This is a genomic window from Novosphingobium sp. B 225 (assembly GCF_002198665.1).
Lineage (GTDB): Bacteria > Pseudomonadota > Alphaproteobacteria > Sphingomonadales > Sphingomonadaceae > Novosphingobium.
Window position 1 is genome coordinate 94,433 of record NZ_MWLM01000037.1, and the last position, 23,463, is coordinate 117,895.

19 protein-coding genes are annotated in these 23,463 nt (G+C 60.9%); 18 read left to right on the plus strand and 1 reads right to left on the minus strand.

What is annotated here, in order from left to right; genetic code table 11:
* The first annotated feature begins 92 nt into the window (after positions 1-92).
* Positions 93-695: a TetR/AcrR family transcriptional regulator gene (locus MNBBLIKP_RS06230; protein ID WP_088308560.1), complete on the plus strand. Its 603-nt coding sequence runs from the start codon at positions 93-95 to the stop codon at positions 693-695.
* A gap of 6 nt (positions 696-701) precedes the next feature.
* Here the strand turns inward: MNBBLIKP_RS06230 and MNBBLIKP_RS06235 are convergent, their stop codons facing one another.
* The gene (locus tag MNBBLIKP_RS06235; RefSeq protein ID WP_088308562.1) at positions 702-1,562 is read right to left on the minus strand and encodes an alpha/beta hydrolase fold domain-containing protein; all 861 of its coding nucleotides are present in this window, start codon (positions 1,560-1,562) and stop codon (positions 702-704) included.
* 156 nt (positions 1,563-1,718) lie between these two features.
* Here MNBBLIKP_RS06235 and MNBBLIKP_RS06240 point away from each other — a divergent pair, with 156 nt between their 5' ends.
* The 17 genes from MNBBLIKP_RS06240 to MNBBLIKP_RS06325 all read left to right on the plus strand — a co-directional run bounded on the left by MNBBLIKP_RS06240 (position 1,719) and on the right by MNBBLIKP_RS06325 (position 23,452).
* A complete protein-coding gene (locus tag MNBBLIKP_RS06240) occupies positions 1,719-3,896 on the plus strand; it encodes a TonB-dependent receptor (RefSeq protein ID WP_176399677.1) in 2,178 nt (725 codons plus the stop codon).
* A gap of 10 nt (positions 3,897-3,906) precedes the next feature.
* Positions 3,907-4,875 (plus strand): fumarylacetoacetate hydrolase family protein, encoded by a 969-nt coding sequence (locus MNBBLIKP_RS06245; RefSeq protein WP_088308566.1) that lies wholly within the window; start codon positions 3,907-3,909, stop codon positions 4,873-4,875.
* A complete protein-coding gene (locus tag MNBBLIKP_RS06250; RefSeq protein ID WP_088308568.1) occupies positions 4,872-5,510 on the plus strand; it encodes a nuclear transport factor 2 family protein in 639 nt (212 codons plus the stop codon). The genes MNBBLIKP_RS06245 and MNBBLIKP_RS06250 overlap by 4 nt, the downstream gene beginning before the upstream one ends.
* A gap of 3 nt (positions 5,511-5,513) precedes the next feature.
* Positions 5,514-6,752 (plus strand): thiolase family protein, encoded by a 1,239-nt coding sequence (locus tag MNBBLIKP_RS06255; protein WP_088308570.1) that lies wholly within the window; start codon positions 5,514-5,516, stop codon positions 6,750-6,752.
* Positions 6,753-7,019: 267 nt separating this feature from the next.
* Positions 7,020-7,229 carry a phage integrase central domain-containing protein gene (locus tag MNBBLIKP_RS17980; RefSeq protein WP_088308572.1) on the plus strand — a complete coding sequence of 70 codons (210 nt, stop codon included), beginning with the start codon at positions 7,020-7,022 and terminating at the stop codon, positions 7,227-7,229.
* A gap of 111 nt (positions 7,230-7,340) precedes the next feature.
* Complete coding sequence (locus MNBBLIKP_RS06270; RefSeq protein ID WP_088308574.1) at positions 7,341-8,750, plus strand: aldehyde dehydrogenase family protein; 1,410 nt, start codon at positions 7,341-7,343, stop codon at positions 8,748-8,750.
* Between the two features lie 53 nt (positions 8,751-8,803).
* Positions 8,804-9,367 carry a TetR/AcrR family transcriptional regulator gene (locus MNBBLIKP_RS06275; protein WP_176399679.1) on the plus strand — a complete coding sequence of 188 codons (564 nt, stop codon included), beginning with the start codon at positions 8,804-8,806 and terminating at the stop codon, positions 9,365-9,367.
* Complete coding sequence (locus MNBBLIKP_RS06280; RefSeq protein WP_088308578.1) at positions 9,364-10,707, plus strand: aspartate aminotransferase family protein; 1,344 nt, start codon at positions 9,364-9,366, stop codon at positions 10,705-10,707. The genes MNBBLIKP_RS06275 and MNBBLIKP_RS06280 overlap by 4 nt, the downstream gene beginning before the upstream one ends.
* A complete protein-coding gene (locus tag MNBBLIKP_RS06285) occupies positions 10,704-11,483 on the plus strand; it encodes an MBL fold metallo-hydrolase (RefSeq protein ID WP_088308580.1) in 780 nt (259 codons plus the stop codon). Before MNBBLIKP_RS06280 ends, MNBBLIKP_RS06285 begins: the two co-directional genes overlap by 4 nt.
* Positions 11,480-11,854, plus strand: a complete 375-nt coding sequence (locus MNBBLIKP_RS06290; protein ID WP_088308582.1) for a Rid family hydrolase — start codon at positions 11,480-11,482, stop codon at positions 11,852-11,854. Before MNBBLIKP_RS06285 ends, MNBBLIKP_RS06290 begins: the two co-directional genes overlap by 4 nt.
* Positions 11,851-12,510 carry a Rieske (2Fe-2S) protein gene (locus MNBBLIKP_RS18170; protein WP_217896658.1) on the plus strand — a complete coding sequence of 220 codons (660 nt, stop codon included), beginning with the start codon at positions 11,851-11,853 and terminating at the stop codon, positions 12,508-12,510. Before MNBBLIKP_RS06290 ends, MNBBLIKP_RS18170 begins: the two co-directional genes overlap by 4 nt.
* Positions 12,507-12,746 carry a CBU_0592 family membrane protein gene (locus tag MNBBLIKP_RS06300; RefSeq protein ID WP_088308584.1) on the plus strand — a complete coding sequence of 80 codons (240 nt, stop codon included), beginning with the start codon at positions 12,507-12,509 and terminating at the stop codon, positions 12,744-12,746. The genes MNBBLIKP_RS18170 and MNBBLIKP_RS06300 overlap by 4 nt, the downstream gene beginning before the upstream one ends.
* Before the next feature lie 464 nt (positions 12,747-13,210).
* Positions 13,211-16,147, plus strand: a complete 2,937-nt coding sequence (locus tag MNBBLIKP_RS06305; RefSeq protein WP_217896659.1) for a TonB-dependent receptor domain-containing protein — start codon at positions 13,211-13,213, stop codon at positions 16,145-16,147.
* 46 nt (positions 16,148-16,193) lie between these two features.
* Positions 16,194-17,099: a LysR family transcriptional regulator gene (locus MNBBLIKP_RS06310; RefSeq protein ID WP_176399680.1), complete on the plus strand. Its 906-nt coding sequence runs from the start codon at positions 16,194-16,196 to the stop codon at positions 17,097-17,099.
* A gap of 77 nt (positions 17,100-17,176) precedes the next feature.
* On the plus strand, positions 17,177-18,457 hold the full coding sequence (locus MNBBLIKP_RS06315) for an FAD-dependent oxidoreductase (RefSeq protein WP_088308590.1): 1,281 nt from the start codon (positions 17,177-17,179) through the stop codon (positions 18,455-18,457).
* Positions 18,454-20,187 carry a gamma-glutamyltransferase gene (gene ggt / locus MNBBLIKP_RS06320; RefSeq protein WP_176399681.1) on the plus strand — a complete coding sequence of 578 codons (1,734 nt, stop codon included), beginning with the start codon at positions 18,454-18,456 and terminating at the stop codon, positions 20,185-20,187. Before MNBBLIKP_RS06315 ends, ggt begins: the two co-directional genes overlap by 4 nt.
* Before the next feature lie 286 nt (positions 20,188-20,473).
* Positions 20,474-23,452: a TonB-dependent receptor gene (locus MNBBLIKP_RS06325; RefSeq protein WP_088308592.1), complete on the plus strand. Its 2,979-nt coding sequence runs from the start codon at positions 20,474-20,476 to the stop codon at positions 23,450-23,452.
* The last annotated feature ends 11 nt before the right edge of the window (positions 23,453-23,463 follow it).

A 23,463-nucleotide genomic window follows, 5' to 3' on the forward strand; every position in this document is an offset into this window, starting at 1 on the left:
CCTTAGTACCTGTAAAGTTTGAAGGTGGTGGTTGGCATCGGACCTGCGAGTGGTTATCGCGGCACTGACAATCCTCAGGCGGCAAACCCTCGATGGCACCAAGACGCACCCAGCATCTTACTCCAGGCTCTGACCGGCAGAAGGAACTGCTTGCCGAGCTGGAGGCACTATTCTTCGCCAGCGGCTTTCGGACGATCACCGTCGATGAAATCGCCGCGCGGCTGAAGTGTTCGAAGCGAACGCTCTATGAGATCGCGCCGAGCAAGCAGGAGCTGTTCATCCTGGTGATCGAATCCTGGCTCGATCGCATTCGCCATCTCGGCTGGCAGGGTGCCCTCAAGTACGACGATCCGGAACAGCGCGTGATGGCATATCTTGAGCCGGGCGTGGTCGAGTCTCGTCCGGCCAGCCGACAGTTTCTGGCCGATCTGCAAAGCTATCGCCCCGCGCTGGCACTGCTTGAAGCGCACCAGACCCAGCGGACCAACGTGCTGATGGAGATCGTTGAGGACGGCATCCGCCGCGGACGTTTCAAGCCGTTCCATTCCGCTTTGGTGGCGGAGATTTTTCTGGCTGCTGTCAACCGGATCAATGAACCGGCGATGTTGGAACGGACCGGGGTCGAATTCAGTCAGGCCTTTGACGAACTGTTTCGCATTCTAGCCACCGGCCTGTTTCGCGACGCGGGCGAATAGCCAGCCTCAATCGGCTTGCAAGAACGCGGCGATCTCGTTCACCGCCTGGTCGGCCTCGGGAATGCCAGCCAACAGCGGAAACACGTGCGGCGCGTCCTCATAAACAGAGACCCTCGTCTTTGTCCCCGCCCGCTCGGCCTTCTCGGCATAGCGTAGCGTGTCATCGCGCATGACTTCGCTGCTGCCGACGATGAACAGGGTGTCTGGCAGCAAGACAGGCTCGTCCCAGAACGGAGATGCGGCGGGCTGAGCCGGATTGGCCCCTTGCAGATAGTGGAAGACCTTGTGCATCACTGCCTGCGGCCCGAACATCGGATCGGCCTCGGCGTTGCTGATGTTTGAATGCCCCGTCATCGCCAGGTCGGTGAGGACGGACAGGCAGACCAGCTTGTCAGGCAACCGATGCCCTTCACGCTGCAACTTGGCGCAGGCGCTCAAGACCAGCGCACCGGCCGATGAATCGCTCAGCACAAAAACCGGGCCGGTCTCCTCACCAAGGATCTGCCGAAGTGCCTCGGCGACATCTTCGTGCGCGGCCGGATAGGGATGCTCTGGCGCAAGGCGGTGTTGTAGCATTGCGCCGCGCGCATCGACAGTTTCGCAGACTCGGTCGAGCAAAGCGCGGTGAGCATCACCGCCGGGAAAGCAGAATCCGCCGCCAGGCACATAGATCAGCAGTGCAGCGCCTTCCTCGCGGCGCAGCTCGAGCGTTGCGAGGCCCAGCTGTCGGCTGTTCGGTCCAGGCCCCACCGCATCGAGAGTTGGCAGCATCCCACGCATTGCGATGGGATCAAAGTCGCTGTTGAGCAGCGCGCGGCGGGTCTGGCGGGCTTCCTCGTTAAAGGCGGACAGGGCTTCACTCGGCATCGCTTGACCTCCATACGGTACTAATGTACCCAATATCGTACCGCATCGGAATGAGTCGTTCAAGGCGCGGATAAAAGGGAGGATAGGATGCCGGGGACTGATACCGCAAATTCGTGCCGTTCGACGGTTTGGCTGACGTCCTGCGCTGTCGCGGCGTTGTTCGCTGCGCAGCCGGCCTGGGCGCAGACAACGGCCGAGGCACCCGCCGCCGATGCTGATCGGTCCGGCATCACCGATATTGTTGTCACGGCCCGCAAGCAGGCGGAATCGCTGCAGGAAGTGCCGATGTCGATCTCAGCCGTTGCGGGCAAGGATCTGGAGAATGCCGGCTATACCGAACTCAACGACGTGGCCCGGCTCAGCGGCAACGTGTTCTTTGAAGCGGCGGACCGCTCGAAACCGCAGATTTACATTCGCGGCGTTGGTACGCGCTCTTACGACGCAGGCAGCGACTCGTCGGTCGGCATCTTCATCGATGGCGTGTACCTTGGCCGTTTCGGCGCGATGGACATGGATCTGATGGACGTTGAGCGGGTCGAGCTGCTGCGCGGACCACAGGGTTCACTCTATGGCCGCAATACCATCGGCGGGGCAATTTCGGTCGTGACACGCGATCCTTCCCCGACGTTCAAAGGCCGCCTTTCGGGAGAGCTGGGCGCCAGCGATATTGGCGGTGACTGGCTCTATTCGCTGAACGCTGCAATCAGCGGCCCAATCGCTGGCGACGATGTCCGTGGATCGCTCTCGGTGACGCGGCGCTACCGCGCTGGATACCAGCCGGTCAGCATTGCCAACATCCGTGGCGGCAGTGAAGACGCCTGGTCGGGCCGGGGTAAACTGATGTTCAACCTGGGCGAAGCTACGCTGCGCCTCTCGGCCGATTATTCGCACCTCGATGGGCCGCCGCTGGTGCTGGTTCCCAACCAGTTGGGCGGCGCAGCCAACAATCCCGGCCCCGTCACTCCCGGCTTTGTGACCCCAGCCGAACCTACGGACCCCTACCATTTGTCGATGGACACGCCGGGTCAGGGCATCGTCAAGGAAACCTATGGGTGGTCGGCTCAACTTAACGTCCCGTTTGGCGCATTCGAACTGACGTCGATCACTGCGCTGCGCAAACTCAAGCTCAACGAACTCGACGATCTCGATGGAACAACGCTGCCCTTCCAGGTCTACCTGGCTGACGAGGATGGCAAGCAGTTCTCGCAGGAAATGCGGCTCAATTATAAGTCCGACACGCTGTCTGTCCTGCTCGGCGCCTATTATTCCAAGGAAGATGTCTCCCGGACCGAGATCATCAATTTTGGCCCTGCCTCACTCCTCTCGGCCTTGGTCAACCCAGCTCCGCTGAAGTGGGATTTTGGTCTGAATCTCGCGTCGAAATCCAGCGCCCTGTTTGGTCAGATCCAGTGGGAGCCGGTTGAAAAGCTGTCGCTCACCTTAGGGGGACGCTACAGCTGGGACGAAAAGAACGTTGTTTTTGACACACGGTCGACGGTTCCGGGTTTCATCATCTCGAACTTCACCACGCCGATCGCGCGCAAGTGGCATTCCTTCGACCCATCCGTGTCGCTGAGCTACAAATTCACGGACGATGTGATGGGCTATGCCTCCTATACCTCGGGCTTCAAATCGGGCGCATTCCAGTTCATCGCTGTTTCGCCTGTCATTGCTCAGCAAGTTGCCAATCCGGAATCGGTCGATTCATACGAAGCTGGCCTGCGTACGACCCTGCTTGATCGGCACCTGCGCCTGAATGCCGCCGCCTTCAGCATGAACTATCGCGATCTCCAGCAGTTGCGCGTGATCCAGTTTGCCCCCGGCGTGACCGCAATTCTGACCGCGAATGCCGCGAACAGCCGGATCAAAGGCTTCGAAATGGAGGGCCGGGCCGTCTTCAACAGCAACTGGTCGCTCGATTTCAGCTATGGTTATCTTGACGCCAAATTCCAAAATTACGTGTTCAACCCAACGCTCGATTTCAGCGGCAACCGCATGCAGCGTGCTCCCAAAAGCACCTTGTCGCTGGGGCTAAACTTCGAGTCCAAGACGGGCCTGGGCGATCTCACCACACGGATCGGTTATGCCTATCGCAGCGGCATCTTCTTCGAGGCCGACAACAATGTGGTCGATCCCCAGTCGAGCGAGGGCGCGCTCGGGCTGTGGGATGCCTCGCTCAACCTCAAGAACGGGAACTGGACGATCGGGATCTGGGGGCGCAACCTGAGCGATCAACGCTATCGCCGCCAGGTCCTGAACAGCACCGGCAACGCCCAGCGCGGCATCTGGGCTGAACCGCGTACCTTCGGGGCCCGTATTTCCTACGACTTCTGAGGTACTGCAGATGAAACTGGCAACCTTCACCACCCGGCAGGATCCCACTCCCCGCGTTGGCGTGGTGACGGGCCAGGACAGCGCCATTGTCGATCTGGCAACGGCGCTGTCCCAGACCGGTTTCGACCCGCGTGTGGCCGGATCGATGCAGGACGTGATCGAAGGCGGCGCGGATTGTCTGGCGATGATCCGCACCGCTATCGACAAATTCGCTGGAGAACTGTTGCCGATCACCGAAGTAAAGATGCTCGCGCCGCTGCCTCGGCCAGTCCAGATCCGGGACTGCATGTGTTTTGAAGAGCATCTGGTCGGCTCATCAAAGGCGGCGATGCGGCTGACCGGCCAGACCCAGCCCTCGGAACGATCGCTCAAGATGCACGAGATCTTCAAGGTCCGGCCGATCTACTACAAGGCCAACCGCATGGCCGTGGTCGGACCCGACACCGAAGTGCATTGGCCGGCCTATTCGAAGATGATGGATTACGAGCTCGAAATGGGCTGCGTGATCGGCAAGACCGGGCGCGACATTTCGCGCGAGAATGCCCGCGCGCACATCTTTGGCTTCATGATCTTCAACGATTTCAGTGCCCGCGACACACAAGGCATGGAAATGGAAAGCGGGCTTGGTCCGTCCAAGTCCAAGGACTTCGATGGCGCCAATGCAATGGGGCCGTGGATCGTGACGATTGACGAGTTCTATCCCGACAGCGCGGCCATGATCGTACGCGTCAATGGCGAGGTCCGCTCGGCTGGCAATAGCAATTCGATGACGGTCAAGTTCGAGGACTTGATCGCGTTCATCAGCACCTCCGAAACCCTCCACGCCGGAGAGGTCCTGGGGTCGGGCACGGTCGGCGGGGGCTGCGGGCTGGAGGCGGGCAAGCTGCTGGTCGATGGCGATGTGATCGAACTCGAAATCGAAGGAATTGGTGTGCTGCGCAACAGGGTGTTCGCAGCCAAGCAAGAGGATCAGGTATGACAGACAGTCTGACGGCCCGACTCGACGCTCTGGAAAGCGAGCTCACGACGCTTCGCGACAAGGAAGCGATCCGCGATGTGATCCACCGCTATTGCCGCGGCGCGGACCGCTGCGATCAGCAGGCCTTCAAGGACTGCTATTGGGAAGACGGCTATGACGATCACGGCTTCTACGGCGGGAATGGCCAGGGCTTTGCCGATTACGTAATCCCCATTCTCAAGCAGGTCGATTCGAGCATCCACGCGATCACCAACACGATTATCGACCTTAAGGGCGACCGAGCCTTTTGCGAAAGCCAATGGTCTGTGGTCCACCGGCTTAAGAAGCCGGACGGAGACTTTCTCGATTACTGGCATCAGGGTCGCTACCTCGACATCTTCGAGAAGCGTGGCGGCGAATGGCGGATCCTGTGCCGGACCATCACGGGCGACATGGACCGGCTTCTGCGCACCAAGGACATGCGTGCCTTTATTGGTGAGGGTCAGCCAGGCAGCGACAACAATATCGCGCTTCGCGGTGGCCGTAGTCCGAACGATCCCGTCTTCTCAGGGTTTGACCTGCAGAAGCTGGTGCACGACCGTAAGCCGATCGAAGACCTCTGGTCGCCGTTCTACGCACTCGATCAGATCCTCTAAGCCATGCCCGCCCAGGCGGTCTATATCGCCGGCGTTGGCATGACGGCGTTCGGGATCGACTTGGCGCGTTCGGTCAAGGACCTGACGCGCCAGGCGGTGGGCGCTGCGCTGGCGGATGCGAATTGCGCGGGCTCGCAGATTGAGGCCGCATGGTTTGCCAATACCAGCCAGGGTGCGCTGGAAGGTCAGCACATGATCCGCGGGCAAGCGGCGCTCCGCCCGCTTGGATTCGCCGGCATCCCGATCGCCAATGTCGAGAACGCCTGCGCCAGTGCATCGACAGCGCTTTACGAAGCCGCGAACTACCTGAAGGCAGGAGCTGCCGACATCGTTTTGGCGGTTGGTGCGGAAAAACTCTCGCATCCCGACCGTTCCCATTCGCTTGGCATTTTCGATGCCGGCTGGGACGTGTCCGTGGTCGACCAAAGCCGCGAAGTCCTGCTGGCCCTCGGCGGAATGGATGACACGGCGCTGCCTCTTCCAGCGGAGCGGCGCAGCGTATTCATGGACATCTACGCCGCTTTCGCTCGCCAGCACATGCGGCTCTACGGTTCAACGCAGGAACAATTCGCCGCCGTCGCGGCCAAGAACCATGCCCATTCGGTCCACAACGAACGCGCACAGTATCGCCGCGCCTATTCGGTCGAGGAGATCATGGCAGATCGGTCAATCGTCTGGCCGCTGACCTTGCCGATGTGCGCCCCAGTTAGCGACGGAGCTGCTGCTGCCGTGCTATGCACCGAAGCCGGACTGCGCCGGCTTGGCGCCACGGCCCGCGCGGTCGAACTGCGCGCCTGTATCCTTGGCACCTCGGTGGACCGCGACCCGGACGACCTCGAACGGCACATCGGCCGAGTCACCGCACTCAAGGCATTCGAAGCTGCTTCGCTCGGCCCGGATGACATCAGTTTGGCCGAAGTTCACGATGCCACCGCCGTGGGCGAAGTCATCCAGGTCGAGAACCTCGGTCTTGCTCCGCGCGGAGAGGGCGGGCTGGCAGCCTTGCATGGACACACAGCGTTAGGCGGCCGCATCCCGGTCAACCCCTCAGGCGGTCTTGAAAGCAAGGGCCACCCGATTGGCGCTACAGGGCTCGCTCAGACTTTCGAACTGGTTACGCAATTGCGCGGCGAGGCAGGGCTGCGGCAGGTCGCGGATGCTAGGGTGGCCGTCGCCGAAAACGGCGGCGGGTTATGGGGCGTCGAGGAAGCCGTGTGCGTTGTGTCAGTGCTTTCCAGGTAGCAGCAACCGCTAACTTTTCCGCCGTTCGATCACGAGATTGCTGTCGTTAAAAGCCGCTTCATGTTCAGCATGGCCGAGAGCGGCTCCCCGCTGCTGAGAGGAGCCGTCCCGCTCAAATTTCCATGCGTTCTGCAAGGGCAATAGCGTCGTCAAAATCGACGCCCAGATAGTGAACGGTATTCACGATATTCGAATGGCCCAGCAATATCTGGATGGCTCGCAGGTTTAGATCCGCTGGCCTAGCGTAAGTGGCGCAGGTTTGAGATTGTGACATTCAAGCCTGCAGACTTTCGCATCCATGGCGAGCAGGCGACAAGCTGGATGAACAGCAAGCACCAGCACCAGCGGATCATGACGCTGGAGCAATATGTCTTCCCGCTATCAGGAAAGCGCCTGGTCAACGACATTGAGGGACCGCTTATCCGGAACGGGCTGAGCGAGCGCGTCGAAATCAGCCGTCCCATTCGTCCAGACTAATGATGCCAAGCCTTCAGACGGGTCCAGTGAGGTGCGCTGGCATCACCAAGGCGGATTTGACACAGATCTTTTTTATATCATACAAACGATATATAAAAAAGGTCTGTGACAATGGTAAGCGAACAGTTAGGCTTGGCGTTCAGCCGACAGTTGACCGGATTCAGGGGTGATCCATGCCCCGATCTCGCCGTCAGGCTGGAGCGTGTCGAGCGCTTGCGCCGAATGGTGATCGACAACCGCGACGCATTCCGTGCGGCGCTGATCGAAGACTTCGGCTCGCACCACCCTTGGCTCACCGATCTGATGGAAACCGGCCCGGTGCTGGGGCGATGCAACTATTTTCTGGCTCACCTTCCCGGCTGGCTGCGCGAGGAGCGGATTGATCTCGGGCCGGAGCATGGATCATCACACGGTGAAATTGTGCTGCTTCCAAAAGGCGTGATGGGCAATATCGCGCCTTGGAACTTTGCCATCGAATCCGCACTAGTGATGTGCGTCGATATGCTGGCGGCGGGCAACCGTGTGATTATCAAGCCATCCGAACTCGCCCCGGCCACCGCGCAGGCTGTGGCTGATGCCGTAGCGGCGCACTTCGAGCCTGATCTGCTTACCGTCGTTCAAGGCGGGCCAGAACTGGCACAGGAGTTCGCGGCTATGCCATGGCACCATCTGACCTTTACCGGCAGTCCGCGCATCGGCCGGCTGGTGGCGCAGGCGGCAGCGCGCAACTTGGTGCCGGTCACGCTGGAACTGGGCGGCAAGAACCCGGCATTGTTCGCGCCTGATGGCGTGACGGAAGAACTGGTGCAGCTGTTCCTCTCATTCAAAACACTCAAGTCGGGGCAGGTTTGCACGGCACCCGACTATGTCCTTGTACCGCGGGCCCAACTGGAAGAGTGGGTGTCATTGGCCAAGCAAGTCTGGCGTTCGGCCTATCCCGCCTATGTCGGCACCGACCAGTGTGTGGGGATCATCAATTCTGCGCACTATGAGCGCCTAGTCGGCTATGTGGCGGAAGCGGCTGAAAAGGGTGTTAGATGCGAAGGCCTGAATGACGATGTCCCCGACCCAGCCCGGTGGCAATTGCCTCTGCGGCTGGTGATCGACCCGCCAGCCGATCTAAGCTGCATGATCGACGAAGTGTTTGGTCCGATCATCCCGGTTGTGCCTTATGACACTGTTGACGAAGCGATCAGCCGGATCAATGCCGGGGAAACGCCGCTCGGGGCCTATATCGCCACGCATGACACGGCGCGCGCCGCCCGGTTTGTCCGCGAGGTCCGCAGCGGCGGTGCGGCTGTGAACAATTTCGGGCTCCAGGGCGGGCATGTGGCCCTGCCGTTCGGTGGGTTGGGGAACTCCGGCCAAGGCTGCCATTCGGCCAAGCAGGGCTTCCTCAACTACAGCCACGCCAAATCGGTCTTCTGGGGATCGGGGGACAATATCGTCCACAAAGTGTTGGCGCCGCCGCTGTCCGAGCTGACCGGCATGGCCGCGAATGGCCAATATGGAGAGGCCTGATCATGCCAAAGATTGTCGATCATGACGAACGCCGCGCGCATATCGCATCCGCCGTGCTGCGTGTCATCGCGCGCGACGGCGTAAAAGGCGCGGATCTGCGCTCGGTGGCCAATGAGGCTGGCTGCTCGACCGGTGTGATCGCGCATTATGTTGGTGACAAGCAAGCACTGCTGCTCGGCGCATTGCGAGAGGCGATGAGCCATGTCGCGCGCGGCATGGCCGATGTCGCCGCTCGGCAGAGCGGGATGGCACGGCTGATCGCGATGTTAGAAGCAGGGATGCCGCTTGACCCGGAGCGTGCCGCTTCATGCCGCATCTTCTATCACTTCGCCGCCGAAGGGATGAACGATCCCAAGCTCGCAGGCGAGCTCGCCAGCTATTATGATTGGTGGCGGCGTGAAGTCGGCGATGTGATTGAGGAGCTCCAAGTTGAGGGACATTTTGCATTGCAGAATCCCTCAGCACTTGCAGAGACTATGGTCGGACTGGCCGAAGGGCTTGCAATTCAAGGCGTCTTCGCGGCTGACCAAACGCAAACCGAGCGGCTGAGCGGGAGGCTGGCGGATGCAGTTGCCCGCTTTGATGCTCCGCTATTCCGCCGGGAGCAGATGGCATGAGCGCGCTGCAATTGCTTGAAGCCGCAATTCATGCTGCCTGGCGAGAGCGCACCCCGCAGTCAGCCGCCTGGCACGAACGGGCGCAAGCCGCACTGGTGGGCGGTGTCTCAGGCACGGTCCGCTTCTTTCAGCCATATCCTGCCTATTTCGAAGGTGGCCAGGGCGCGCATGTCACTGACATCGACGGGCATGACTACATCGACTGCTTCCTGTGCGGGGCCTGCCTGCTGCTGGGCCATCGTGCCCCCGCTCTGATGGATGCCATCGCCGAAGGAGCGGAAAGGGGATCGCTGATCCTCAATCCCCGGCACAGCACAGAAACCGCCGAGATGCTTCAGGGCATCGTACCGGGTGCCGAACGGGTACGCTTTCTCAACAGCGGCACCGAGGCTGTCATGTCGGCGCTGCGTTTCGCTCGCGCCTTCACGGGGCGGGCCAAGATCATCAAGTTCCTGGGTACCTACCACGGCATGGAAGACCAGATGCTGGTCGGGCTTGACGGGCGGGCCAATGTGCTGGGGGCCGGCATTCCGCCCGGCGCGGTCGAAGACATCATCATGCTGCGCTTTGGCGATGAGGAAGCACTGCGCGTTGCACTGGCGGCCGGAGACGTCGCAGCGGTGCTGATGGACCCTTCGATGCACCATGGCGGATTGTGGGTAGGCGATGGGAGCTTTCACCACTCCGTACGCGAGATGACGCGCAAGGCGGGAACGTTGCTGATCTTTGATGAGGTCATCGCAGGCTTCCGGCTTGCAGCAGGCGGTGGGCAACACCATTTCGGGGTGACTGCGGACCTTGCCATCTTCGGCAAGGCTTTCTCCGCGGGCGAAAAGCTGGGCGCAGTGACAGGCCGGGCAGATGTGATGGGCGTGGCCGATCCCTCGGGGCGCTCCAAGGGGCCTTTCGCCTTCCAGAGCGGTACAGGCAATGACACGACTGTGGCCCAGCTCTGCGCGCAGGCGGCGATGCGCGACTATGCCCAGCGTCAGGCCGATGGCGGCTATGACAAGATTGCAGCGCTTGCCCGGCGGCTGGGTGATGGGTTGGTGGCGACCTTTGCCGCGCACGGGTTGGCGCTCCACGCCAACACGCTGGGGCCGATCGTCCGAATTTTCATGATCGATGGCGCGGCCGACTATGATCGGGCGAGCATCACCAACCGCAAGCAGCTCAATCTCTTCCACCTCGCGTTGTTGACGGAAGGCGTGCTGACAATCCCCGGCTCGAACGATTTCTTCCTCTCATTCGTGCATAGCGAAGCGGATATCGACGCGATCATCGCCGCCGCCGCGCGTGTGCTCAGGCGGTTTGACTTTGCCAGCGCGGGCGAACCATGACCGCGCTGAGAATCGCGGATCACTGGTTCGCGCGCAAGGCGCTGGGCGATGGCATCACCCTCTTGTGGGAGCCGCATGTCCACCCGCTCCTGCGCTGCAACATCTGGCATGTCGCGGGGCGGGACAGCGACCTGCTGGTCGATACCGGGTTGGGCGTGGCGAGCCTTGCAGAAGCTGCTGCTGATCTGTTCGACAAGCCGCTGACTGTAGTACTCACCCATTGTCATATGGACCATGCGGGCGGCGCGCATGAGTTCGGCGCGTGCTGTGTCCATGCCGCAGAGGCGCAGTCGCTCGTCGGCGCGAGCAATCATTTGCCGCTCGATCTGGCGGCTTATTCGGCCGATGACCTCGCGTGGTTTTCGGGCATTGGCTACGACATATCAGGCGGCCTGTTGACCGCGATCCCGCATGCCGGGTTCGATCCTGGCACGCATGTCATGCAAGCCGCCGAAGCCTCGCGTCTGATTGGCGAAGGCGATATCGTCGATCTGGGTGACCGCAAGTTCGAGGTGCTGCATCTGCCCGGCCACTCTCCCGGCAGTATCGCACTTTGGGAGGTTGCCAGTGGTACACTGTTTTCGGGCGATGCGGTCTATGACGGTGCGCTGCTCGACCAGATACCGGGCTCTGACATTCCGGCCTATATCCGCTCGATGGAACGGCTGCGCGCTCTGCCGGCGCGTGTTGTTCATGCCGGGCATGATCCCAGCTTTGGTGGGGGCCGACTGGTCGAACTGGCCGATGCCTATCTCAACAGCAGGAGCGTTTCATGACAATCGATGTCATTGTGCCCGAGGCTATGCGCAAAGCCTATGATGCGTTCCATTATGCGCCAGCAGTGCGCGAAGCTGGATTGATTTTCTGTTCGGGCGTGATCGGCCAGGGCGAGAGCGCAGAGGATGAGTTCCGCAACGCCTGGGAAAAGATCGGTGCTGTGCTGACCGAAGCCGGGGCCGACTTTGCCGATATTGTCGACACAACCATCTACCTGGTCGATCTCGCAGCTAATGCCCAAGTGATGGCCAGGGTCAAAGATGAGTTCGTCCACGCCCCTTATCCGGCATCAACCTGGATTGGCGTTTCAGGTTTAATTCGCCCCGACGCGCGTGCGGAAATCAAGGTGACAGCGAGAGTCAGGCCATGATGATTGAAGTTGGCGAACTGACCCGCGAAGTGGGCGCGACTGCTGCACGTGCCATCGAGGACGAACTGGATTGGGAGCATCTTCCCCATGTCCACGCCTTTGCTTTTGCTAGTGTCACACTCAATCGCGCTGATCGCAATGGCTGGGATGCCAATGTCCTACTCCGCGATGGGCAGGCAATGCGCATGACTGTCGTGATTGATCCAGACCGCATGGGATATATCAACGCCACGTTTGATGCGGACGGCACTGAAAATGGCCGCACCGTTTGCCGGATAACGGCTGGTCAAGGCGATCACTGCACAATGCGCCTGCGCTTTTTCGTGCCGGACCGGCCGAATCTCGACAATGCTGCTGTCGGCAAATTCTATTCCGACATGTGGGGCCGTCTGATTGATGAGGATGAGCCCAAGATGATCCACCGCACCCGCGCGTTGAAGGAAGGGGCCAGGCTTCATAAGGAGCGACGGCAGGTAACCTTGGCGGATGGCACGGTCCGCGATGTGCCGTTGGTTTGTCCGCATCAAGGGCTGCCGCTCGATTGCGAACCGGACAGTGATGGTGTGATGATCTGCCCCTGGCACGGTTACCGCTTCGATGCCCGGACGGGCAGGTGCTTGTCCGGCCAGATCAAGGGTTGGAAGCAACTGACATGATGGAGATTGTCGGCTCTGTCGGCGTCGCGATCCTTTTGGGCGCGTTTTTCGCCAATCTGGTGGGCTGGCTGGCAGCAGACCAAAAGCTCTATCTGATCCTCAATGCCTTGGGTGCTGCCATCGCTGCCTATGCATCATGGGGTATCGGCTTCATGCCGTTTGTTGTCCTTGAGGCAACATGGTGTGTTGTGGCCGTCGCTTCGTTGATCAGGCAAATGACTGGTAAGGTGCCATAATTGCCGCAGGCATGGACGCAGTCAGATTTGTTCACCGGCAAGACGCGAAAGTCAGGTCGGGAATAAAGCCACGATTCCGAAACTCGCGCTGATTAGGCGGACATTACGTTTGCCTGCACAAAATTGGGCAAATGTGGGGGCACCTCGCCCAGAGTTCCGAGATTCCATTTCTGTCCGCGTGTTGGGCAGTTGCCCTAGCGTGCTCCCGCTCATCCACCCGCTTTGCCCGCAGGCAGGCCGGTGATCCTGCTTCGCGTCCAAACAGCGGCGCGCGCTGCCTGTCGCACATAACTAAACGTTATGCACTTGCCATAAATTTGTAATGAACCTGCCTTTCCAGCCTCCGGGATTGATGCAATGTAAGCAGAAGTGCGAAAGATGACGCGCTTAATCAGGGGGGTAACAGCATGAAGAAGTCAGCGAAGCTCATGCGAGTGGCATTACTTGTCAATGCCGCGACATTGGTGGCGGTTCCGCAGACAGTTCTGGCGCAACAGGCTGCTGCAGCCCCGGCGGCGGATGCAGCCGGTGATAGCGAGATCACGGTCGTCGGCAGCCGGATTGAAAATGTGAAGATCGCAGGCGCACTGCCGGTTACCGTGCTCAATGCCGAACAGATCGCGGCAACTGGCAGCGTTTCGGGCGATGACCTGTTCCGATCGATCCCGCAGGCGGGCGACGTCCAGTTCCAGGAATCGCGGACCACCGGCAACCTCAACGATGCGCGCGGGGACAACGCCTCGATCAACTTGCGCAGCGTCGGCACGGGCAACACGCTGGTGCTGGTAAATGGCCGCCGGATGATCCTGACCCCGGGCACCCAGACCGAGAATTTCGTGCCGGTGCAAACCGCCAATACCAATTCGATCCCGGTCGGCGCGGTCCGCCGGCTGGAAGTGCTGCGCGATGGCGCTGCGGCGATCTATGGCGCGGATGCCGTGGCCGGGGTGGTCAACGTGGTGCTCGATGATCGCTACACAGGCGTGCGCGTCGATGGCCGCTATGGCTTTGCCGATGGCACCAGTGAAGCCACAATCGCGGGCAAGGCGGGGATCGAAACCAAGTCGGGCGGCCACTTCCTGCTGTTCGGCAGCTATACCCACCGCACCCCCCTGTTCGCCAGCGAGCGCGATTTTTCGGCGAGTGAAAACCACATGCCCGCGCTGGTCGGCACTCCTTGGGAAGGGGATGCATCGTTCGACAACCGCTCCACTTCCTCACCGTGGGGCAGCTTCACCACCGTCCCCGTCACCACGGTCCGGCAGGGCACGGCTACGCTGACCACATCAGGCGTGTTCCATATCGAACCGACTTCGAACACGGCGGCGGGCTGTTCCAGCACAGTGATTGCCGGCAACCTGTGCCTCAAGTCGGGCACGATCACCGGCGCGACCGACCGCGTGCTGCGTTATGATGAGAACCCGGACCGAACGATCCGTGGCGGACTGGATCGGATCAATCTGTTCAGCACCTTCAAACAGGATCTGGGCGGGGTCGAACTGTTCGGCGAGGCCGGATACTATCACGCCAAGCTGGAAGGGCAGCGCGAACAGTCTGCGCCGATTTCCAGCGCAGTGATCTCGATTCCGACCACGGCCTATTACAACCCGTTCGGCCCGACCACCATTGGCGGGGTCGCCAATCCCAACCGGCTGGCGAATCTGACCGGCGTTCCGACCAGCGGCCTTGCGCTGCGCATGACCACTTATCGTCCGGTCGATACTGGTCCGCGCATCTTCGAAGTGACCGACAATATGGCCCGGGGCCTGCTGGGGCTGCGCGGTGAGTTCGGCAAGTTCAAGTGGGAATCGGCCGCAACCTATTCCTGGGCCAAGACCGACGATTTCACCAAGAACGCCATCAGCAACACCAAGTTCCAGCAGGCGATCGCCCTTTCCACTCCCGATGCCTACAACCCGTTCAACGGCGGCAGCCAGACCAACAATTCGCTGGGCGACGGCACGCCCAACAGCGCAGCGACGATCAATTCGTTCCTGGTCGGGGTCCACCGCATCGGCAAGACTTCGTTGGCGACCTGGGATTTCAAGCTGTCGAATTCCGATCTGTTCAATCTGCCGGGCGGCGCAGTCGGTTTTGCCAGCGGGGTCGAAGTGCGCCGCGAAACCTATCAGGATGATCGCGACGACCGGCTGGACGGAACGATCACCTATAAGGACGTGGTCAGCGGCATCACCTATGGCACCGACATCATGGGGGCCAGCCCCGCACCGGATGTGAAGGCTCATCGCACCATCGCTGCGGCTTATCTTGAACTGGCGGTGCCAGTGATTTCGGAAGAGATGAATGTTCCGCTGGTGCAGTCGCTCGACCTGCAGCTTGCTGCACGCGATGAACACTATTCGGACTTTGGCAATGTGCTGAAGCCCAAGGTGGCGGGCGTGTGGTCCGTGCTGGACGGGATGAAATTCCGCTCCTCCTGGTCGCAAAGCTACCGCGCACCGAACCTGGCGCAGTTCTACAGCGCGGGAACACAAGTGGCCAACACGCGGACCGACTGGGCAGCGTGCCGGCTCAATGTGACCACCTGTACCGGGGTCAGCACATTGGAAGTGCGTTCGGGCAACCAGTCGCTCACCCCCGAAGACGCCGAAACGATCTCAGCCGGGGTCGTGCTCCAGCCGCGCCGCTGGCTGACCATGACGATCGACTATTGGGCGCTCAATGAAATCGGCGTGATCGGGCTGCAGGGCGCACAGAACCAGATTCTGTTCGACTACCTGGAACGCCAGAACGGCCGGACCAATCCCAATGTGGTTCGTCTGGCACCGGTCGGCACGCAGCGGGTGGGGGACATCTCGTTCGTCAAGGATGATTACTTTAACCTGGGGCCGCGCAAGCTGCGCGGGCTGGATTTCGCGGTTAATGTCAATCTGCAGCGCACGCCGCTGGGTGATTTCAACTTCGATCTGGCCGCATCGAAGCTGATCAAGTGGGAACAGACCGCGTCCGATCTGCAGGCCCTGCTGATCGCGGCAAATGCAGCAGGCCAGTTGGGTACCGGGATTGCGATCACCCAGGCCGGAGACCAAGTGCGCCAGAACGGGAACCCGCAGTGGCGGCTTAACGGGAACGTGACCTGGAAGTCCGGCCCGGTCACCGCAAACGTGCAGGTCAACTACGTCGGTTCGGTGTTCGATACCGGCACGGCGGTGATCAACGGTCAGTTCTATGAAGTGCCCAATTTCACCACGGTCAATGCCTACCTCCAGTTCCGCGCACCCAAGGGTTCGGGGCCGCTGGCGGGCACCCGGCTAAAGGTTGGCGCGCGCAACCTGTTTGACAAGGCGCCGCCGCTGACCTCGTCCAACTATGGCTTCAACGGCGCGCTGGCGGATCCCACCGGGCGGTTCGTTTACTTCGAACTGTCGAAGGACTTCTGATCGGCGTCCACGCCTCTGTTGCTGGCCGCATGGCGGGTGTTCCGCCATGCGGCTGAGGCAGATAGAAATATTCCACGCGGTTTACGCCAACGGTTCGATCAGCTCGGCCGCGCGGGCGCTTAACGTATCGCAGCCTGCGGTAAGCAAGGTGCTGCGCCATACCGAGGGCCAGCTGGGGATCAAGCTGTTCGATCTGGTTCGCGGTCGGCTGGTACCAACTGATGAAGCCCATGCCCTGTTCCGCGAAGTGGATGAGGTGTTCCACCGCGTATCTTCGCTGCAGTTGACCGCACGCAACCTGCGCAATTCGGGCGCTGGGCACTTGCGGGTCGGGATTGTACCCTCATTGGGGCTGGAAGTGTTGCCGCAAGTCGTCGCGGCGTTCCGCACCAAAAGCCCTGAAGTCACGTTCGACATCAAGACCATCCACCACAGCGATATCTTGCGTTCGCTGTATGAACGCGAATGCGACATTGCTTTTGGCTATGATCCACCGGTCCATCCGCGCCTTGCGCGCAAAAAACTGGCGTCAGCACAGCTGGTGGTGATCGCGCCACAAGGCAAATTTGCGCACAGCCGCCGCCAGCTGTCGGTAGCCGATATTCGCGAAATGGACCTGATCGGCGTGTCCAGCAGCGGCCCGATCGGCGATATCGTTGCTGCCGCCCATGCCCTGGCCCAGATCGATTTCCGCGAAGTGGCCTCGGTCGACACCTATTACATTGCAGCGGCCCTGGTCAGGCACGGTTCTGGCGTGGCGATTGTCGATGAATTCACTGCTCGCGCCACGGCGTCGCCGGGGGTAGAACTCTATCCCCTGACGCCCGAACTGACCTTTGATGTCCACGCTGCCTGGCTGGAAGACCGGCCGTTGTCGAAACTGGCCGAGCGGTTCGTCGACATGATGAAGGCAGCGCTCCGCAAGGGTGCCGATCTGCCGCCCAAGCCATAACCTGACCCTATGCCCAAGCCCCAACTTTGATTGGCAGCTATGCTTGCCTTGTTCCTTGCCGGATTTAGCATAAAGCAGTGTACAGGTTCAAAGACATCGACGCAGACATGATCCAGGGCGCAGAAACCCGCTGCCAGGGCCAGCTTCGCTCGGCCCTGGTGCTTGGCGCAGGTGTGGTTGGCATGGCGACAGCCTATGCCCTGGCCCGCCGGGGCGTGGCAGTGACGGTTGTTGAAAGCCGCGATCAGCCGGGGTGTGAGGCGTCGTTCTGCAACGGCGCACAGCTCAGCTATGCCTATACTGAGGCACTTGCCAGCCCGGCCTTGCTGAAACATGCCCCGGCGGTACTGCTGGGCATGGATCCTGCGATCCGCATGGCCAGGGCGATTGATCCCGGTTATGTCGGCTGGCTGTGGCAATTCCTGCGCAATGCCGCAGGCTCGCGCTTTACCGCCAATACGCTGGCTGGTTTGCAGCTGGGTCTGGAATCCCGTCTGGCGATGCACCAGCTGCAACAGCGCCACGCGCTTGAATTCGGCCATCAGGTGACCGGCAAGTTGCATATCTACGATAACGCCGCCGCCTTTGCAGCAGCGCAGAACATGGTGGCGCGAAAGCGCGCACTGGGCGCAGAGCAAGAGGTACTGAGCCCCGCCGAAGCCCGCCGGATCGAACGCGTGCTGGAACAGCGGCGCGATCGCTTCGTTGGCGCGGTCTACTCCCCGCAGGAAGAGGTGGGCGATCCGCACCGGTTCTGCCTGGCGATGATGGACCTGTTGCAACGCGAATACGGGGTAACCATGCGGCTCGGTGTTAGGGCCGCAGGGATTGGGTCGGATGGCGCTGCGGCATGGATCATGACGGATGCGGGCGAGCGCATCGGCGCCGACGAGCTGGTGCTTTGCAGCGGGATTGGAACCCGCAGCTTTGCCCGCGAGCTGGGGCTGAGCACGGTCCTGATGCCGATGAAGGGATACTCCCTGACTGCGCCTGCGGGGCCAGGCCCCTTGCGGGTGAGCATTACCGATGTCGCACGCAAGGTGGTATTCTGTCCGCTGGACGGCGCGGTTCGGATTGCCGGCCTGGCTGAATTGGGAGTCAGCAATACGCGGGTAGATCCGCGTCGGTTGGACAGCCTCAAAGCTGCGGCGATGGCTGCTCTGCCCGGCGCTGCCGATTTTGACCGGGCCGGTCACGGCTGGGCCGGAATTCGTCCAATGACTGCCAGTTCGCTGCCGCAGATCCGCCGGATCAAACCACGCATTGCAGTAAACATCGGACATGGCATGCTGGGCTGGACATATTCGATGGGCGCGGGCGAGCGGCTCGCCGCGATACTGCTGGAGAAAGTGGCATGATGCACAGTTTGTGGAAGAGGCTGCGCTCGGCTGCCCTGGTGTTCGGGCTGGCAGCAATGCTGGCCGCTCCGCTCGCCGCGCAGAAGAAGCAGCTGCTTGAATACCCCAGCATCCATTCCCCGGTGGTGGGCGAACGCGGCATGGTGGTTTCGCAGAACGCTATTGCCAGCAAGGTCGGCGCGGACATCATCCGCCGCGGCGGCAATGCGGTCGATGCGGCGGTGGCAATGGGGTTCGCCCTGGCGGTCACGTTGCCGCGTGCGGGCAACATCGGCGGTGACGGCTTCATGCTGGTCCACGACGGGGCAAGCGGGGCGGACGTGTTCTTCGATTTCCGCTCAGTCGCGCCCAAGGCGGCCACACTGGCGATGTTTCTGGACAATCATGGCAAGGAAAGCGCGCAGGCCAGCAAGGGCTATCTTGCCCCCTCGGTGCCGGGCACGGTTGCGGGGCTGTTCAAGGCCCATCAGCGCTTCGGCAAGCTGCCCTGGGCCAAAGTTGTCACCCCCGCAATTGCGCTTGCCCGCAGCGGTGTGGCGTTGTCCCCGGACGAAGCCTTTGTGTTCAGCTGGGGCCAGGAACGCCTGTCGAGCAATGTCTCGGCGCGGGCAACCTACTACAAGGCTGACGGATCACTCTACCGCGCGGGCGAAGTGATGAAACTGCCCGATCTGGCCTGGACTCTGACCCAGATCGCGCAGCGCGGCGCTGACGGGTTCTACAAAGGGCCGGTGGCGCAGCGCTTTGCCGCAGACATGAAAGCTAACGGCGGGCTGATCACGCTTGAGGATCTGGCCGCCTACCGCGCGGTTGAACGCCAGCCGCTGAAGGGCAGCTATCGCGGGCTGGAAGTGGTGACTGCACCCCCGGCCAGCGCGGGCGGCGCAACCTTGCTCAACATGCTCAACATCCTTGAGAATTTTGACCTCAAGGCCAGCGGCTTGGGCTCGGCCAAGAGTCTGCATCTGATGGCCGAGACGATGAAACTGGGCTATGCTGATCGCTACAAGGTGCTGGGCGATACCGATTTTGCGAAAGTCCCGCTCAACGGTTTCATCGCCAAACCCTATGCCGCAGAGCGTGCGCGGCTGATCGATCCGGACAAGGCCAAGCCGGCGGAAGCTCTGGGCACGGGCGATCCGTGGCGGTTCGAAAGTCCTTCCACCACCCATTTTTCGGTCGCCGATGCGCAGGGCAATGTTGTGTCCACCACCTATACCCTGGGGGCGGACTTCGGGTCGGGGGTGATGATCAAGGGCACCGGGATACTGCTCAACAACCAGATGAACAATTTCGATCATGGCGGCGCGGCCCGCGCGCTGCGGGACGGGCTTGCCCCGCCGCCCAATGCCATGGCTCCTGGCAAGCGAATGCTGTCTACCATGATGCCGACGATCGTGATGAAACAGGGCAAGCCGTGGCTGATCACCGGATCACCGGGCGGCAGCACGATTATCGACACGGTCTTGCAGGTCGTAGTCAACGTGGTGGACTTCAAACTCAATGTCGAGGAAGCAACCCACCAACCGCGGATTTTCCAGGATGCTGGCGACAAGTTGCGGGTCGAGCCCAATTTCAACCCCGATACGGTGCGATTGCTTGGCACTATGGGTCACCCGATTACATCGGACGAGACCATGGGCAGTGCTCAGTCGATCATGATCGATGGCGGGCATTTTCTGGGCGCAGCGGACCCGCGACGGCCCGGCGCTTTGGCCGTGGCGCCATAACGAGCGAAGCTACTCTGCGCGGCAAATGCCCGCTGTCATAAGCAACCCCGAACCACTGGGCGCCTGCCGGTCACAGTGCGGCGCGCTTCACGGGCATCGTTGCCGGGCACAATGTCAGCAACCCCAGAATCCGCGATGCTCGGCCCGGAACCATTGGCACGCACCAGCAACACTTGGCGGGGTGAATCGCGCTCCCTTGACCAAGTGAACGTTATCATTTAGGTGAACGTTCACATCGGCCTGATCACGGCGCGAATCGTATAGGTAAAACGGGAGGAGTTTTGGGATGAAGGGATTGCGCGGGCCTGCGTTTGGCCGTTTCATGCTTGGGGCATCGGCAATTGCCATCGGCTGCGGGGCGCAACCCGCCCTGGCGCAGAATGCGGCTCCGGAGAGCGTCGACAGCCAGGAAATCGTGGTCTCCGGCATCCGAGCCAGTCTGCGTGCTTCGATGGACATCAAGCGTGATGCCCTGGGTGTCGTGGACGCAATCACCGCGGAAGACATCGGGAAATTCCCTGACACCAATCTGGCCGAATCGCTGCAGCGCATCACGGGCGTATCAATCGACCGGCAAAGTGGCGAAGGTTCGAAGGTTACGGTTCGCGGCTTTGGGCCCGACTACAACCTGGTCTTGCTCAACGGACGGCAGATGCCCGCGTCGGGCGTGGGTGATTGCTGTTCGGCCCCTGCTTCGCGCAGCTTTGACTTCGCAAACCTTGCGGCCGAAGGGATCGCCGGGGTCGAAGTTTACAAGTCAGGCCGTGCCACCCTGCCGACCGGCGGGATCGGTTCGGTTATCAACATCAAGACCCCGCGTCCGCTCGATCGGCCCGGCTTCAAGGCCAGCATCGGTGTAAAGGGCGTGATCGATCACACCTTTGAAGGTACCGAAGTGACCCCCGAGGTGTCTGGCATTGTCAGTCAGACCTTTGCTGATGACACGATCGGGATCCTGGTCAGCGGTTCTTACCAGAAGCGCCGGGCCAGCATGGCGCAGTTCAGCGCTGGTTGGCGCGAAGGTTATCTGGGGAACGAAAACAACTGGGGCTCGCTCCCGGTCGATGCCAATGACTGGCGCGTCCAGTTCGTCAATCCGAACCTGCTCAACCAGATCCAGAACAAGCCTGATGCGACCGATGTGTATCAAGTGACGCAGAACGCCGGTTACGATTTCACCGACATGGAACGTGAGCGCATCAACGGCCAACTGGTGCTTCAGTTCAAGCCGAGCGACTCGCTTTCTGCGGTGGTCGATTACACCTATTCGCAGAACACCATCGATGCGCGCACGAACAGCATCGGTGTGTGGTTCAACCACACCAACACCTCAAGCAGCTGGACCGATGGTCCGGCGGCGGGCCCGAACTTCTATGCTGAAGCATTCGGTGCCGGTGAAGGCAAGGATCTGGCAATCACCGGGGCCCTGGCGAAGAATCGCAACATCAACCAGTCGATTGGCGGCAACATTCGCTGGGATGGGCCGGGCGGACTGCGGCTTGAACTGGATGCCCATCACTCCACCGCTGAAAGCAAGCCGACTTCGCCCTATGGCAGCAACATCGCCGTTGGCAACGCGATCTTTGGCGTAGCCAGCCAGCGCACTGATTTTACCACCGAAATGCCGGTAATCTCGGTTGCGATGCATCCCGGTGCCGGGATTGCTGCGTCGAACATTCGCCCGGCCGGCAACGCTTTCCGCAACGGCTATATGAAGGATGAAATCAACCAGTACGCGCTGCGCGGCGGTTGGGATTTCGACACCTCGCTTATCGAAAGTCTCGACTTCGGGGTGACCTACACCGAAAACAAGGTTCGTTCGGCCTTTGGTGTGATCCAGAATGACAGCTGGGGTGGTACGCTGACCGCGGCGCAGACCCCGGATGATCTTTACGCGATCACTCCGCTCTCGGCTGATCTGGCAGGCATGAACGGGGCAGCGGATGCTGCGATCATCCCGAACTACTTCCGGATCAACACCAACGGATTGATCAATCTGCTGCAGTCGCAGCTTGGCATCTGCAACGGTGCGGCTGTTTCGGGCACCTGCCTCGCCAGTTTCACGACCGATCGTCGGATCAGCGAAAAGACCTTGTCACCGTATCTCCAGTCCACCCATGCCTTTGATCTCGGCGATGTCAGCGCCAAGCTGCGGCTGGGTCTGCGCTATGAGAAGACCAAGATCGATTCATCGGCGCTGGTGCCGATCCCGACCGGCACAAAGTGGGTGGCGGACAACGAGGTCACGGCGGTGTTCGGTACCGCTCAGGACTTTACCACGCTCAAAGGTGAATACGAAAACTGGCTGCCGGCCTTCGATCTTGACATCACGCCGATGGCGGACGTGAAGCTGCGCGCATCCTACAGCCACACGATCACCCGGCCCGACTATGGCCGGATGCAAGGCGGTATCACCATTGGTCAGCCGCTGCGTCCCAATGGCGGCAGCACTGCTAGCAGCGGTAACCCAGGGTTGCTTCCTTACCTGTCGAAGAACATCGATGTCTCGGCTGAGTGGTACTATGGCAGGGAAAGCTACATTTCGGTGGGCTTCTTCCACAAGCGGGTCAGCAACTACATTGCTGATGCCACCACGCAGGGCCCCTTGTTCAACCTGACCAATCCGGCGCAAGGCGCGGCCGTGCAAGCGGCTCGTGCGGCTTTGGGGGGCAATCCGTCCTTCGCGCAAATCCGCGATTGGGTCATGGTCAATCGCCCCGCGTTGTATGTTCCGGGTTCTCCGGCTGGCATATCCGGTGCAGCAAGTGACCCGGCCATGGTCTTCACCATCACCGCGCCAAGCAACAGCAATCAGGTTGCCAACCTGCATGGCTGGGAATTCGCCTTGCAGCACAGCTTCTGGGATACTGGTTTCGGCGCCCAACTGAACTATACGGTTGTGCGTAGCAATACGGATTACGACAACACACTGCGCTATACCGCAACGCAGTTCGCGGTTACCGGGATCAGCGACAGCGCCAATGCGGTGCTGTTCTATGACAAGAACGGTGTGCAGGCGCGCGTGGCCTATAACTGGCGTGACGGTTTCCTTTCGGGCTATGGCTTCGACCCGTTCTACATCAAGCCTTATGGCCAGTGGGATCTGAGCGCGAGCTATGAGTTCCGCAAGGGAATGACCCTGTTTGTCGAAGGCATCAACGTGACCAAGGCGGACCGCAAGGGTCATATGCGCAATGAACAGACCGTCTTCTTTGCGGCTCCTGGCTATGCCCGCTATTCGGCAGGTTTGCGCTGGAACTTCTGACGAACGGCTTG